This window comes from Vagococcus sp. 211 (assembly GCF_056322705.1).
On the sequence record NZ_CM150475.1, the window covers coordinates 1298805 to 1315199 of the forward strand.

Annotated in this window: 10 protein-coding genes; 2 read left to right on the top strand and 8 right to left on the bottom strand. The window is 36.7% G+C overall.

Going from position 1 to position 16395, the window contains the following annotated elements; genetic code table 11:
* Positions 1 to 2 precede the first annotated feature (2 nt).
* Both ACVWM0_RS06490 and recQ read right to left on the bottom strand, forming a co-directional pair.
* The gene (locus ACVWM0_RS06490) at positions 3 to 755 is read right to left on the bottom strand and encodes a (Fe-S)-binding protein (protein ID WP_476471832.1); all 753 of its coding nucleotides are present in this window, start codon (positions 753 to 755) and stop codon (positions 3 to 5) included.
* Between the two features lie 571 nt (positions 756 to 1326).
* Positions 1327 to 3090 (bottom strand): DNA helicase RecQ, encoded by a 1764-nt coding sequence (recQ, locus tag ACVWM0_RS06495; RefSeq protein WP_476473680.1) that lies wholly within the window; start codon positions 3088 to 3090, stop codon positions 1327 to 1329.
* A 167-nt stretch (positions 3091 to 3257) separates the two neighbouring features.
* Between recQ and ACVWM0_RS06500 the strand changes: the two genes are divergently transcribed.
* Complete coding sequence (locus ACVWM0_RS06500; protein ID WP_476473681.1) at positions 3258 to 3722, top strand: FUSC family protein; 465 nt, start codon at positions 3258 to 3260, stop codon at positions 3720 to 3722.
* Between the two features lie 31 nt (positions 3723 to 3753).
* On the opposite strand, the gene ACVWM0_RS06505 is transcribed toward ACVWM0_RS06500, so the two are convergent.
* The 3 genes from ACVWM0_RS06505 to ACVWM0_RS06515 all read right to left on the bottom strand — a co-directional run bounded on the left by ACVWM0_RS06505 (position 3754) and on the right by ACVWM0_RS06515 (position 12323).
* Entirely contained in the window at positions 3754 to 10473 is a 6720-nt protein-coding gene (locus ACVWM0_RS06505; RefSeq protein ID WP_476471833.1) for a SpaA isopeptide-forming pilin-related protein, read from the bottom strand.
* 477 nt (positions 10474 to 10950) lie between these two features.
* Complete coding sequence (locus tag ACVWM0_RS06510; RefSeq protein WP_476471834.1) at positions 10951 to 11307, bottom strand: hypothetical protein; 357 nt, start codon at positions 11305 to 11307, stop codon at positions 10951 to 10953.
* 128 nt (positions 11308 to 11435) lie between these two features.
* Positions 11436 to 12323 carry a helix-turn-helix domain-containing protein gene (locus ACVWM0_RS06515; protein WP_476471835.1) on the bottom strand — a complete coding sequence of 296 codons (888 nt, stop codon included), beginning with the start codon at positions 12321 to 12323 and terminating at the stop codon, positions 11436 to 11438.
* Between the two features lie 145 nt (positions 12324 to 12468).
* Between ACVWM0_RS06515 and ACVWM0_RS06520 the strand changes: the two genes are divergently transcribed.
* Complete coding sequence (locus tag ACVWM0_RS06520) at positions 12469 to 12687, top strand: helix-turn-helix domain-containing protein (RefSeq protein ID WP_476471836.1); 219 nt, start codon at positions 12469 to 12471, stop codon at positions 12685 to 12687.
* Between the two features lie 324 nt (positions 12688 to 13011).
* Here ACVWM0_RS06520 and ACVWM0_RS06525 read toward each other — a convergent pair whose 3' ends face one another.
* From ACVWM0_RS06525 to ACVWM0_RS06535, 3 genes are all read right to left on the bottom strand, one after another.
* Entirely contained in the window at positions 13012 to 13695 is a 684-nt protein-coding gene (locus tag ACVWM0_RS06525; RefSeq protein WP_476471837.1) for a class C sortase, read from the bottom strand.
* Complete coding sequence (locus ACVWM0_RS06530) at positions 13696 to 14523, bottom strand: class C sortase (RefSeq protein WP_476471838.1); 828 nt, start codon at positions 14521 to 14523, stop codon at positions 13696 to 13698.
* A 71-nt stretch (positions 14524 to 14594) separates the two neighbouring features.
* On the bottom strand, positions 14595 to 16388 hold the full coding sequence (locus ACVWM0_RS06535; RefSeq protein ID WP_476471839.1) for a SpaH/EbpB family LPXTG-anchored major pilin: 1794 nt from the start codon (positions 16386 to 16388) through the stop codon (positions 14595 to 14597).
* Between the last annotated feature and the right edge of the window lie 7 nt (positions 16389 to 16395).

A 16395-nucleotide genomic window follows, 5' to 3' on the forward strand; every position in this document is an offset into this window, starting at 1 on the left:
TTTTAAACTTTTGCTTCCAATTTAATACGTGATGGATCCACGTTTTCATTTAGAACTTCTGCAATGTGCATGACTTTAATCGGTTTACCGTCACGGTTAAATTTCCCACCGATATTCATCAAGCAACCCATATCAGCACTGATTAAAATTTCTGCCCCAGTACTTAATACATCGTTCATTTTCTCTGTTACCATCATTTCTGATATTTCTGGCATTTTAACAGAGAACGTTCCACCGAAACCACAACAGTTTTGGATATGTGGAATAGGAATCATCTCTAACCCTTCAACGTGATCTAATAACACAAAGGGTGCTTCTTTCTCACCTAGTAAACGCGTCATATGACATGACCGATGATACGTTGCTTTGCCGTCTAAACAAGCCCCCACATCTTTCAAGCCAAGCACACGATAAATAAACTGACTAAACTCATAGGTTTTTTCAGCCAATTCTACTGCTTTTGGTCCATATATTGGATCGTCAGCTAATAGATGAGGATACTCTCTTAACATCCCCACGCATGAACCTGCACCACCAACAACATACTCTGATCCTTCAAATGCTTCAATTTGGTTAATTAATGTTGCTCGACTTGCCTTTTCATACCCGCTGTTCATTGTTGGTTGCCCACAACAAATCTGTTTTTCTGGAAAATCAACCTCGCAACCCAATCTCTCTAAAACCTCGACCATTGCTATGCCAACATTCGGGAACATCAAGTCAACGACGCAACTAGTAAAAATACTAACTTTCATCTGTTTGCCTCCCTATTTCAAAATTAGAACTACACTAAAATAATAATAATAACTATTACCATCTGATTTTATCACTATGAATTCAGAAAAAAAAGGGAATATTCAAGGTTATCCTCAAAATAACCCTATATTTCCATAATTCTACGACAATACTAGCTATTTACGAACATATTTTATCATATTTTTTTGTAAAAATCTCTGATAACCTGAATTCATTTTGTTTATAAATATGATAATGAACAAAACATTGATATCATAAGGTTCTACCTCTCTTTTTTAATTGATAATGATTATTATTTGCAATGGATAAGACCGAACAATTCTTCGGATATTTTGTGAAAATGGTCAGGTTTAACCGTTCGTTATTCGCATCTTTTTTTATAAAAGACGCCTTGAATAATTATTACCGAATAAGAAACCGTTTATTGTCATAAAATTAGTTATTAATACCATACTATCTAACATTAATAGTTATATATGTTATTTTGTTAATAAAAAAAGAACCTCTGTTATTACAGTGGTCCTTCTCTCTTTTTTTATTGATATAAAGCATCATCCATTTTACTTTGTATTAATTATCATTTGATAAACTTTCTTTAATGAGTGCCATAAAGACTTCCCCGTATTTATCCAGTTTATTTTGTCCGACGCCTTTAATTTGTAAAAATTCTACGTTCGTTTGAGGTTGTTTTTCAATCATTTCTTGCAATGTTTTATCTGAAAAAATGACATATGGTGGCAAGTTCTGTTCATCTGCTAAATCTGAACGTAGCTCCCGTAATTTATCAAATAAAGCATCATCTACGACTAATTGTTTAATCACTAGTTGTTTTCTAAAGACCTTTTCTTTTCCCAATAACACATCGATACCTAATGCTGTGAGTGATAATAACGGGTATTGGCCTTCAGAAGGGGCTAAATAACCTTCTGCTGTTAAATAATCAATGAGCTGTACGATCTCTTTTTGAGTCCAATCGCTCATTAAGCCGTAGGTTGATAAATCTTGAAATTTCCATTGAGTTATTTTTTGATCTTTAGAACCGGTTAACACTTTTCCTACCAGACCTTTACCAAACCTCTCCCCCATACGTTTCACACAAGATAAGACTTTTTGAGCCTCTAGAGTGATATCGACCGATTCCCTATCATCTAAACAATTACTACATTTACCGCAATCGCTCCCACTCTCTCCAAAGTAACGTAGTATATAACATTGTAAACAGCTCTGTGTGTGGGCATATTGGTTCATTTCTCTTAATTTCAAATATTCATTTTGTTTGTAGTCTATTTCTGATTCCGATTGCTCAATAAAGTAATGTTGAATCTGGATATCCTGAGCCCCATATAATAAAATAGCTTCACTTGGTAGGCCATCTCGTCCTGCTCTGCCAGCTTCCTGATAATAAGACTCTATGTTTCCTGGTATTTGTGCATGGATCACGAACCGGACATTACTTTTATTAATCCCCATGCCAAACGCATTGGTTGCGACCATCACTTGTACTCTATCATAAGAAAAATCTTCTTGGCTCTTGGTTCGCTCGTACTCCGTTAGACCACCATGGTACATGCCTATTTTAAGCCCACTGTGTTGAACCAACCTAAAAATACGCTCGACCTCTTTACGAGTGCTGGCATAAATAATACCAGATTGCCCTTTATTCATTTTTAAGTACTCTAATAAATACACATCTTTTTGATCTTTTAAGACGTGAAAAGCTAGATTTTCTCTAGCAAAACCTGTTGTGACTTGATTTTCTTCTGGTATGGATAATTGTTGACAAATATCTTTAGCTACTTCCGGCGTGGCAGTAGCTGTTAGAGCAACTATGGTAGGTTTCGGAACAAAAGACCGGATAGTTTCTGCTAGTTTTAAATAACTTGGTCTGAAGTCATGTCCCCATTGGGAAATACAGTGGGCTTCATCTACCGCAATTAAATCAACTTGTACATGTCTTACAAGCTCCATAAAATCAGAAGTTTCTAAGCGCTCTGGGGCAACATAAAGTAGTTTGACTTCTCCACGAGCCGCTTGTCCTAATCGGTACCTTATGTCTGAATAGTCTAATGTACTATTTATATACGTAGCCGGTATCCCCATATCATTTAAGGCATCGACTTGATCTTTCATTAATGAAATCAGTGGTGAGATAACGAGGGTTAATCCCTCCATCATAAGGGCTGGTAACTGATAACAAATCGATTTCCCTCCACCTGTTGGCATAATTCCTAAAACATCTTGTTGTTGTAAAATAGCTTGAATAATAGTGTCTTGTCCTTGTCTGAAGGTTTGATAGCCAAATTTTTCTTCTAATATAGATAATAATTGATTCATCGTCATCCCTCTCTCCTTGACCATTATACCTGTTTTATACAAATATCCAACCGTCTAAGCCATCTAAAGACAACTATTTCTTTTCCTCTATTGAAATAGGACCGTATTTTGGTCTATGATAAGGAGGACAGCAACAGTTGGAAGGAGAAACATGTTTGAAAATAGGAATGAGAACCATTAAAACCGGAGTCTGCGTCTTTTTAAGCATACTCATTAGTATTATCTTCAAGAGAGAAACCTACATTGTTATCGCTTTGACTTCAATCTTCACCTTACGAGAGGATATGATTAATACCATTAAATATGGGAAACATCGTGTCGTTGGAAACTTAGTCGGTGCACTTACCTCTATTTTCGTGATTTTTATTTTTAGTTTAATTGGTAATTCTGATATGATTCAACTATTCGTTATCCCTATTACCGTAGTTATCATGATTGCTACTTTAGCCAACCTAGGTTTTCATGAAGGAACAGTTGGTGCTTGCGCAACTTTACTCACTATTTTATTTATGATCCCTGGAGATAAATCTTACTCTTACGCGTTTGCACGCGTGATTGATAGTTTTATTGGCATGGGGATTGCTTTACTAGTGAATAGTTATTTACCAACCAAAACAAAAAAGGAATCTTAGTCATCTTCGACTAAGATTCCTTTTTATTTTACTACTCTTTTTTTCGTTTAACATAAAGAGTTACAGCACCTAATAATATAACAATACCAGCAATAGCTAGGATTCCTTGATTTTTTTGTCCTGTTTGAGGTAACAATGGTTTCCATGGATTACTTGGTTTAACAGGTTTTCCTGGAACAACAGGTTTTGACGGTTTTATAGGTTTTCCAGGTATCATTGGTACCTTGGTGTTTGTAATTTCTAAGGTTGTCACATTTGTTTCTTTGCCTTCCTTAACACTCACTTTAATTGGCGTTGTATCTAATTCATAACCTTTTGGTGCTTTCGTTTCTACTATTGTGTAGTCTCCAAATTCCAACGGCACACTGGTGTAGCCATGACCTGAAGCATTCGTGATAATATGATCTACTTTATTACCTTTTCCATCCAACACATCAAATTCAGCTCCGGCTAGTAATATCCCTTTATCTCCCGCATCTTGCTTCACGATGTGAAGCGTTCCTTTACCTGGTAATGTTGGGATGATTGGCACGCCTGGTGTTTGACTGTTTGTGATTTCTAAGGTTGTCACGTTTGTTTCTTTGCCTTCTTTAACACTCACTTTAATTGGCGTTGCATCCAATTCATAACCTTCTGGTGCTTTGGTTTCTACTATTGTGTAGTCTCCAAATTCCAATGGCACACTGGTGTAGCCATGACCTGAAGCGTTCGTGATAATATGGTCAATAGTTTTTCCTGCCTCATCCAGCACATCAAATTCTGCTCCAGCTAGTAACTTCCCTTTATCTCCCGCATCTTGCTTCACAATGTGAAGCGTTCCTTTGCCTGGTAATGTTGGGATGATTGGCACGCCTGGCGTTTGACTGTTTGTGATTTCTAAGGTTGTCACATTTGTTTCTTTGCCTTCTTTAACACTCACTTTAATTGGCGTTGCATCCAATTCATAACCTTCTGGCGCTTTGGTTTCCACTATTGTGTAGTCTCCAAACTCCAATGACACACTGGTGTAGCCATGACCTGAGGCATTCGTGATAATATGGTCTACTTTATTATCTTTTCCATCCAACACATCAAATTCTGCTCCAGCTAGTAACTTGCCTTTATCTCCCGCATCTTGCTTCACGATGTGAAGCGTTCCTTTACCTGGTAATGTTGGGATGATTGGCACGCCGGGTGTTTGACTGTTTGTGATTTCTAAGGTTGTCACGTTTGTTTCTTTGCCTTCCTTAACACTCACTTTAATTGGCGTTGCATCCAATTCATAACCTTTTGGTGCTTTGGTTTCTACTATTATGTAGTCTCCAAATTCCAATGGCACACTGGTGTAGCCATGACCTGAGGCGTTCGTGATAATATGGTCAATAGTTTTTCCTGCCTCATCCAGCACATCAAATTCTGCTCCAGCTAGTAACTTGCCTTTATCTCCCGCATCTTGCTTCACGATGTGAAGCGTTCCTTTACCTGGTAATGTTGGGATGATTGGCACGCCTGGCGTTTGACTGTTTGTGATTTCTAAGGTTGTCACGTTTGTTTCTTTGCCTTCCTTAACACTCACTTTAATTGGCGTTGCATCCAATTCATAACCTTCTGGGGCTTTGGTTTCTACTATTGTGTAGTCTCCAAATTCCAATGGCACACTGGTGTAGCCATGACCTGAGGCATTCGTGATAATATGGTCTACTTTATTATCTTTTCCATCCAACACATCAAATTCTGCTCCAGCTAGTAACTTGCCTTTATCTCCCGCATCTTGCTTCACAATGTGAAGCGTTCCTTTGCCTGGTAATGTTGGGATGATTGGCACGCCGGGTGTTTGACTGTTTGTGATTTCTAAGGTTGTCACGTTTGTTTCTTTGCCTTCCTTAACACTCACTTTAATTGGCGTTGTATCCAATTCATAACCTTTTGGTGCTTTGGTTTCTACTATTGTGTAGTCTCCAAATTCCAATGGCACACTGGTGTAACCATGACCTGAGGTGTTCGTGATAATATGGTCTACTTTATTACCTTTTCCATCCAACACATCAAATTCTGCTCCAGCTAGTAACTTGCCTTTATCTCCCGCATCTTGCTTCACAATGTGAAGCGTTCCTTTGCCTGGTAATGTTGGGATGATTGGCACGCCGGGCGTTTGACTGTTTGTGATTTCTAAGGTTGTCACGTTTGTTTCTTTGCCTTCTTTAACACTCACTTTAATTGGCGTTGCATCCAATTCATAACCTTCTGGCGCTTTCGTTTCTACTACTGTGTAGTCTCCAAACTCCAAATTAACTGTCGTCTGAGCGACACCCGATGAATCCGTCACGATATGATTGACTATTTTTCCAGTAGCATCAATAATATCAAACTCGGCTCCTTCTAAGAGTTTGGCACTGTCCCCTGCATCTTTTTTAATAATTTTAATCGTGCCCTTACCTGGTAGTGTTGGAATAATTGGCGTCCCTGGTTTTAACTTGTTAGGGACTCTAATTGTCGCAACGTTCGTTACTTTTCCTTCTAACACCCCCATAACAATCGGTGTTTCATCTAATTCATAACCTTCTGGCGCTTTCGTTTCGATCAATCCATACTTACCAAAGTCAAGCGGAATGTTAGATTTCCCTTTTCCATCTTCTCCTACAATAATATGGTCAATTTTTTGAGCACGTGAATTATATAAATCAAACTCGGCTCCAGCTAGTAATTTTTGTTTATCCAACGAATCATGTTTAATAACCTCTATGGTTCCTTTACCTGGTAACCAAGGCATAATAGGTACTCCAGGTTCCCACTCATTGGTAATATTCAACGTGATGATATTGCTCTCTTGACCTTCTATCAAGTTAACATATCTTGGTTTAGTGTCTAACTTATAACCTTCTGGGGCTTTCATTTCAATCACTGTGTATTTACCAAAATCTAAAGGTTTCGTGGTCTGTCCATGCCCTGTTTTATCTGTCACGATGGTATCAATTAAGGTTTCTCCATCTGCAGTGTAGACATTAAATTCGGCTCCAGCTAATAGTTTTTGATAATGAGCTTCATCCCGTTTAATAATATGAATACTTCCTTTTCCAGGCATACCTGGCTCTGGTGGTAACGAAGGAAGTGGGGTGTTTTTAACTTTAATCGTGACAACGTTGGCATCATTATCATCCTTTACAACAACAATAATTGGACGATCATCCAGTTCATAACCTTCTGGCGCTTTCGTTTCAATTAAGGTGTACTCTCCCAATTCTAGTCCTTTGGTTGTTTCGCCATGTCCTGTTTTATCAGTGACAATATGGTCCACGGTTTCACCCAAAGCATTTCGTACATCAAATTCAGCTCCGGCTAATAATTTAGTGTAATCTTCTTTGTCTTGTTTGACTAAATGAATGCCACCTTTTTCTTTGTCTGTATTCAATACTTTAAAAGTAACCACATTGCTGTCTTTTCCTTCAACGATGGTGACATGAATAGGTGTTTCATCTATTTCATAGCCTTCTGGGGCTTTGGTTTCTACTACTACATAGTCACCAAATTCTAAAGGTTTGGTCGTTTGACCGTGCCCTGTTTCATCTGTCACAATCCGAGTAGTATCACTACCATCTTCATTAGTAACGCTAAATTCCGCTCCAGATAAAGGCGCGAATGTTTCTGAATCTTGTTTAATAATATGAATGCTTCCTTTTCCAGGTACACCTGGTTCTGGTGGTAGTGACGGGAGGGCCTCATTCATAAAATGTAACGTAATTTGTTCTGTCTCTTCTCCGCGACTCAACCTTACTTCTAGTGGTGTATCGTCTAATACAAAGCCTTCTGGCGCTTTGGTTTCTTTTAGTATGTATTTACCAAAAGGGAGTGGATTCGTTGTTTCGGCAACACCTAATTCATTACTCGTTATGGTTTCCACAACAATCCCTTCACTATTTGTCACACTAAATTCGGCTCCGGCCAAAGGGTTCTTGCTAGATGTATCGTCTATTTTTTTAATGGTTATCTTACCTAATTCTGGTAAAGCCACATTGTCCATGTGTACTTCCAATACGTTTGACTCTTTTCCTGGTTGAACGTCTACTTCTTTAGGTGTCACGTCTAATTCATAACCTTCTGGGGCTTTCGTTTCCACCAATGTGTATTTACCAAAGTCTAAATCAACCTTAGTCCAACCATGTCCTAAAACGTCTGTTACAATATGATCCACTTTTTCTCCGGCTGCATCCAACACATCAAACTCTGCCCCTGATAACATGATTCCCTTATCTGATGCGTCGTGTTTCATTAGATGGATTGTCCCTTTTGATGGTAGCTCGGGAATAATAGGTTCACCAGGGAGTGGATTATTATTGATATCAAGGATCGACACATTTTCTAAGTCATTCTCTGTGACCTCAACAGCATGTTTCGTGGTATCTAATTCATAGCCTTCTGGGGCTTTGGTTTCAATCACGTAGTATGAGCCAAGAGGTAATTTAGCAGTACTCTGCCCCTCACCCTTCTCTCCTATCACAATATGATCGATCCATAAGCCTGTAGTAGCTTCAAACACGGCAAATTCGGCGCCGCTTAATAATTTAGCAAGGTCGGTGGCATCATGCTTAATGATCTTAATCCCACCGGTTGGCTGTTTTATTTTTTGATTGACTAACTCAACGGTTACAACATTAGTTATTTTTCCTTCTACAACTGAGACTGTTTTAGGTGTTGTGTCTAATTCATAGCCTTCTGGGGCTTTGGTTTCAATCAGTGTATAGTCACCAAAATCCAGTGGTACTGTGGTGTTTCCTTGCCCGTTACTTGTCGTTACAATGTGATCGACTACCTCTCCTTGTTCATTTTTCACATCAAACTCGGCTCCTGATAAAAGAATTTCTTTATTCTCCGCATCTTGTTTAATGATTGAAATAGATCCTTTACCAGGTAAGCCTGGAATAACTGGCTCACCAGGTAACTGATGATTGTCAATTGGGACAGTGACTATATTAGATACACCATTTTCAACCACTTCTACGGTAATGACATCTTCTAATAATTCATAGCCTTCTGGGGCTTTGGTTTCTTTCAATGTGTACTCACCAAACGCTAAAGGAATCTTTGTGACAGCTTTTCCTTTCTCGTTAGTAATAAGATGTTCCACAATGTTCCCTTCTTTATCCAACACATCAAATTCCGCTCCTGTAAGTAACTCTTGTTTGTTTGCAAAATCTCGTTTAATAATCGCAATGCCACCGGTTTCTTCTAGCTCTTGTGTATTATCAACGAATACCGTTGTCACATTCGATTCGCCATCCTTGGTTACGGAAACCTTGATAGGTGTTGCGTCTAATTCATAGCCTTCTGGGGCTTTGGTTTCAATCAGTGTATAGTCACCAAAATCTAACGGAACATTCGAACTACCTTGCCCTGATGTCGTCGTTACAATATGATCCACCTTATTATTGTCATGATCAAACACATCAAATTCAGCACCCGACAACAACTTTTGTTTATTGATACTGTCTCGTTTAATAACCGAAATAGCACCCTTTGGTTCTTTTATTAACCAGGTATTCCAAAAATTATGGACTTCCATATGATTCCGTTGATGCAAATCTGCTGCAAATAGATACCCATTAATATTACCTGATGAGAAAATAACTGTGGCTAAAGGCGCTACCACACTACCTATAACAGCAACACCACCACCGTACTCGGCTGAACCATTAGCGCCGCCGCTGACTGCGTATTGTTTAAAGTAGTCATGATTATACTTATCTTCTCCTGATTCCGTCACTCCTGCGTCATTGTGTTCAATACCAGTTGGAGGAAGCACTTCTGCTCCGTAGCCGGCTTTATCAAAATAATTGACCACGGTCGTTGCTTGTCCAAAATTATAGACTAGTTTTTTGGCATGTAAATACGCGCTAGGATCAGACAAGCTAAGGACACTCAAACCCCCTTCTTTGTTTTGTAAATAATTCCCTTTGAAAACAATGGTATCTGCCTGACGGCCTGAAGCATCCATAGATGTTACGATAATGTTAGAAATAGCGTCATTCGCAATCACCTCGTTATAATCAAATCCAAAACTCTCAATAATGGTGACTAATTTTCCATCTACTTCTTTAGGTGGAATATTCAGCACAAGAACAGAATAGTCCTTATCACTGACATCATAAGGATAGGTCATCAGCTTACCATCCATATAATCTCCCAAGGTTTCACCTTTTGGACTACGCTCGGCTACATAACTCGCCATATCTTCAGATAAACTAAACATGTCTGTTTCCATTTTATTAAAGGCTGAATCAATAAATTCATTTGAAACAGCTTTTTTTTGAGCGTCTACTACATCTACTTTTTGAAAATAGCCTTCTTCACTTACATGTGGAGAACTTAACCACCCTATTTTTTCAGAATTATAACTTCTTGATTCAATCACCGGTTTAATAGTAGTTGAATGATTCTTGATATTACCACCAATCAACAGAGCTGTTTTTTGCGTATCAAAATGCAAGGGTGTCCCAACTGTATTAGGTGTAGCATTGAACATAGCTCCATAACTGTATGTCTCCAACTTAGAACCAAAACTTGAATCTTGTCTCACAGCTAATGGTCCTTCGATATCTGCAGAATCTGCAGAGTGATACCCGCTCAAAAAGACATTATAATCGTTCAAATTCTTTGATACTTTGCTTTCAATTGGTTCTGCTGCTTCAACCTTTATTTGAGAAAAACTTAACATACTTTGACACAATAAAACCATGACACAAAGCAAATGAGCATATTTTTTATTTTTACTTAGCATTAACATTCCTACTTTCGCTACATATTTTACCTACATTTATTATTACCTATGACTGTTTAACACATAAAAAAGAGAACGTGTTATTTAAAGTACATTACCTCCTCATAGTGTTTTTATTATCAGTCACATTGTAACATCTTATAGATATTTTTGTTATATATAGTGCTAAGAATCCTTTTATAAACCCTCGTAAATTACATTTTTTATACTTTAGTACGTTTTTTAAAAAGATATAATAAAAATAATCCTCATGAGAGAGGATCATTTTATGTGACACTATTCAAAAGAAAAGTCTAGCCATTTGGACGAACATCAGATAGTCCCTAATGTGTTGAGATATTAGTTTTTCTAAATAAATACAGCTTTTACCTGTCAGTGTTTGTAAGAGAAACCATGACAGATACCTCATTATTTTAAAACGTTTTAATCCATTGCCCAAATCAAATAGTCCTTTTATTTATTGCTCGTTTCCCCTGGTTAGTTCAATGAGCCAAACGTAATGCCTGTTTCTTTCTTCTTTAACACAGCATCAATGAGTTCATATTGATTGTCCCTCACCATTAAGATCAGACGATCTTGTTCCGTTCGATTTAATTCTTTCAAATTTAAACGATACCCTGTAATCAGTTCTGACACTATACAAGTACGTAGGTGTTCCAATCTATCATCATCTTTTTTTATCTTGCCCTCCAACTGAATCTGGCTTGTCATTAAGCGTTTCATTATAAAGTAATTAGCCTCCAACTGATTACTTAACTCTTCGCTGAGAGAGTAATTTACTTCCAATTGTTCTTCTAACAACACCATCTCTTTCAACCAACCGCCGATTCCCATTTTCTGTCCTCCTTTCTATCTATTTTATAAAAAAATTTGGAAAAAATGAAAAAAGAACAACTTAAGTTGTTCTTTTGTCGAAACATTTTCTTATCACTGGTAAAAACAATACTTTAAGTGTTGTTTTCTCACTGATTCCCCTTCACTTCTTCCAAAGCCTGTTGCAGGTCCTTAAACATGTTGTTTACCAAAACTGGGTAGCCTCCAATGAGTTCTAATGCTCTCATATATCCTTCAATTTCAGACTTACCTTGTTCAACTTCTCCTTGTAAAATCTTGATAATACTTATCTTGGATTTAAAAATTAGTTTATAAAACATATGGACTGGGTCATTTTCCTTTAACATGTATGCTCCTAAATGATCCAATACTTCTAAAGCTAAATCTAGTTTTCGTTGGTTCACAAAATGACTAATAATAAAGCTCACAAGTTGGATATTCTCCATACTCAGGTCAGCAAAATCTTTTTGATTTTTTTCAAAATTTCTCGCGACTCTTCTGTAATGTAGCATAATATCATCATCAGACAAATACTGAATGAAACTACCGAATAAATAGTTCTCATAATCACACCATTGATCCACACTCTTCAAATAATCACGAATAATCATTAATTTATCTTGAGTAATTTCTTTATCGATATTAGCATAATAACTCGCTTTGATAATTAAAGACATGTGTAGATCTTTATTACTTTGACTGTCACGATATAATTCATCGTAATATTTTCCTATTTTATCCAGTTCATAAAAATTATTTGAATAAATAAAATGCCCTACTTCTCCTGTTTTGCGGTTAACACTATCCAAATTATTCCCATTATGGAGCCGCATGAATTCTTTCCATGACACTAAAATCTTATTTAGTAAATCATTTAATTTTGGAACAGTAATACTTGATTCTCCTTTTTCAAACTTTGATAGAAATTGTGTTGACACAATCCCTTCCGCTGTTTCTTTTAAAGAATACCCTTTATCAATCCTGATTTTCCTAAATGTCTCCCCGTAATCTTCCACGGCTTAATCCAACTCCTACCATTATTTCTTTTTAAGTTTTTTATAATATCTATACTATTGAGACATTCTAATGACCTATCACTGTTCTTTACTACGTTTTTTGGATACACTATAGATAAGTATTAAAGAAACGAGGTGCTAATACATGACTTATACGTTAAAATTTAGACTTAAAGAATTAGCCGATGAACATCATATCTCATTACGCGAACTGGCCCGTCTTTCTAATATAGAACCTTCTATCATCAATAAAATGGCTAACAATAAGCGCAATAGCATTTACATCGAACATCTTGAACGTATTGCTAATGCACTTAATTTAGAGGATCTTTCTGACATTGTCTACTTACAAAAAGAAAAGTGATGGTAACAAGTCACTCAGTTATAACTATTGTATGACCTTTTAATACACCAAAATCAGCTAAACCCATCTACTTCTTCCAATCCGTCACAAACTCCCTGAAACCACTTAGCCTATATTTCTTTTACTCTTTTTAATTCTCTTCTTTTTAAGATATCACATCGATAGCTATATAGACAACATTTTATCATCAATATTTCTATTTTATTATATTATACACCTTTTTTTCTGTTTTATTTATCACAAACTTTAAATAGGTTAATATAAAATAAGGTGAGAAAAAAGAGAGGAACATTCCTCTCTTTTTTCTATTCTCTTGTAACCACATTACTGAACTCTTTCTCCGTGTATCAACAATCTTTGCTCATCTGTTGGAAAAGGGTGACAAGTAATAAGTGTTGCTAAATCTTTGCCTTCCTCGACCTCTAATGAGTTTGTTTCGTCTGGGTAAACAACTTCTGTACTATATACTCTATATTCTAAGGTCTCAATCATTGTATGAATATAAAAATAATGACCTTCTTGAATCTTATCTGCATACATAAGCATTTGTTGTGTCCATAAGCCTCGATGCCCTGCTAAAACGGTATGAGTACTATCTCCACCAATGGGTAAAGAAGAACCTTCTACGAGTCCTATCCCTTTAGATAAAAACTCTTCCGTAGCACTTAAATAAATAGGGACAACTAAGTTTAAGACAGGTATTTCTAAAATCGCAAACACATCTTCTTGATTCATCCCTAAACAAGTCTTCATTTGATCCAAATTTTCTTTATTAGAAGAAAAAGGATCCATTAATTCTCCTTGGTTCGTTTTCAATTTATTATTACACTCTGTAATTTTTGTTTGTAAGGCCTCAGCTTCCTTCTCTGTTAATCCTTTAGAAGCCTCAACCAACTGATCGTAACTACTTTTATTTTTAATCTCATGATAGTACCTCACACTATAAGGAAAAGCAATTAAACCGATGCCTATCACTAATAACGCTAGGATGAGTATTTTTCGCTTCATTTAATGTCTCCTTCTCTTCTTATTAGAACGACGGTACCATGTATATAGGAATAATAATAAAAGAACGACTAACAATATGGCAGCAACTAATAATATCATCTGTTTAGAACGACTCTCTCGGCTGATGGTTATCTCTTCTGCTTCATAAGGAATGCGTTGTCCAAATACTAATAATCTATGCGTATTTAACATGTAAGGGTCACACGTTAACAGCGTCACAACTTCTTTTTCTTTGTCTTGTTGTAACCAATCCGTTTCATCAGGCAAGACCACTTTTGTATCAAAGACTTCATAAGTATGAATCTCATCTAGGACTGTAATATAGAAGATATCTCCTTTAACTAAGTCATCCAAATACCTAAATAACTTAGCAGACGGGAGCCCTCTATGAGCCGTTAACACACTATGTGTCCCTTCTTCTCCAATCGGTAAGGCTGAATTTTCTAAATGGCCAACCCCCTGACTTAACACTTTATCTCCTGATCCATGATAGATAGGTAAGCTTAAATGCAACTTTGGAATATCAAGCACTGCCATCACGTCCCCAATATGAAGGGCATCGTAATAACTTTTAGCGCCACCTTCCTCCGTTCCATTTGAAAAAGGATCCACATAAGTGAGCTCTTCTTCTTTAATTTTATCATTGTGTTCCTTTGCTATCCTGGCTTCTTCTTTTTTTTGCGCGTCACTTAATTGGCGCATTTTTTCTTCGTAACCGTTCACCGTTTTAACGTACCCTGTTGTGGAGACATAATTAGCGATAAATGGGTATGAAAAAATAGAGAGTCCAACCAATATAAATAGAGCAATTAATCCGTTTTTTTTCATTGTGTCACTTCCTTACAAAAGGACAAAAGAATCCTAACCACTAGGATTAGAATTCTTTATGTCATTCGTGATTATGCTTGTTTACGGTCTTTACGTGCTAATAAGACAAAACCAACTAACATAAATAATGTTCCTGAAACTGTGAATAGAATCGTTCCTAATCCACCTGTTTTTGGTAAGTCCCAGCCAGATTGAGAGTTTTCTACAACAACTTCTTTGTCATTCACTTTGTTTTGAACCACTACTTCTAATGGTTTTGTTAATAGACGGTAAGGTTTTACTTCCCCTTTATCATTTGTAAAAGTTGGTGCTTTTGTTTCATGTAAGTAGTAAGTACCTGGTGTTAAACCAGTAATGTTGATTTCACCGTTTTTACCTGTTAATAATCCTTCTAATTTACCTTCCACAGAAGCTCCATTTACTTTAATAACTGTTCCTTTTGCGTCCACAACGTTTTTGCCTTCAGCATCTGTTGTTAACTTAAATTCAGCATTTTCTAATTTTATCTTGTGGTCTTTTTTATCCACTTTGATTACTTTTAATCCACCATCTTTTGGATCAACCGTTACAACGGGTGGTTTTGGTGGGTCATATGGTGGTTCAGTTGGATCTTCTGGTCTTACTGGTTTAGTAAATGAGCCATGATTATTGTTGAAATCTAATTCAGCCGTATTCGGAATAGGTTTCGTTTGGCCTTCTTCATCTCTCTCTAATACTGCATCTTTTTTAATTTTTGCTGCAAACGTAATTTTTACATCTTGGCCTGGTGTTAATAATGATAAGTCTTTGACAGACCAAACTAATTTTTGTCCTTCTTGTTTGAACTCGATGTTACTTGCATCTGTTCCAGCAACTGACCATTTACCAGCATACTCTAAACGGTCATCTAATGTATCTGTTACAGCTAATAAAGCATATTTTTCAATATCTTTTGGTGCTTTAATTGTTAAATTGTAGTTGAATTCAGTATCACGATCAACTTCGTGGTGGTTCTTTTCTTCCACATCTTTTTTAAGGTCTGGTAATTTGTAGTTGGTTACTTTACCATCTTCTGTTAGGTATTTATCTTGTGCTGTCCAGTTAACTTCAACTTCTTGTCCTGATGCATCTTTTGTTACTTCAAAAGCTAATTTTGAATCGTTTAATGCTAAACCAGGTAATGTTGATAACTCTTGGAAATAGTATTTTCCAGCTGCTAAGCCTTCTACACTAATTTTACCTTCTTTTCCAGTTGTTAATGTTGGAATTTCTTTTCCTTCTGTATCAACTGCTTTTGTGCCGTCTTCGTTAAATAAACCAAAGGTAACACCACTTAATTTTTCACCATCTTCGTCTTCTTTGATTAATTCAACCGCACCACGAACTGTTTCATTCTTTGGATACACGTGAACATCATAGTTTAATTCTGTTCCTTCTTTACTTGTCATTGGAACATCTACTGAAAATGCGTCTTTGTTCAAGATAACATGTGCAGGTCCTTTTGTTTCTTGTACTTTATAACGACCAAGTTCTAAGCCATTATCTTTTGTAAAAACAGCTTGACCTTTATCATTTGTGATAGCTTCAATAGTCTTGCCATCTGTTACTTCTGTCCAAGTGTCTGCTTGAGCGTCATACTTGTGTGTCATTGTTAAGGTAAAAGTAACGCCTTCAACAGCTTTACCTTCTGCGTTTTGACCTGGAAGACCTGTTCCTTCTTCCCCTTCTTTAGTCCCTGGTTCTTGTTCAAACTTATGAATCGTTAAACTTGGGTTTGATACCTCTCCCTTTGTTTCATATGCCATAGCAATACTAGGTACAAATACTGATACAAGTAAACCTAATGTTAATAATAAATGAATGGCTTTCTCTTTTAATAAACTCATCTATTTT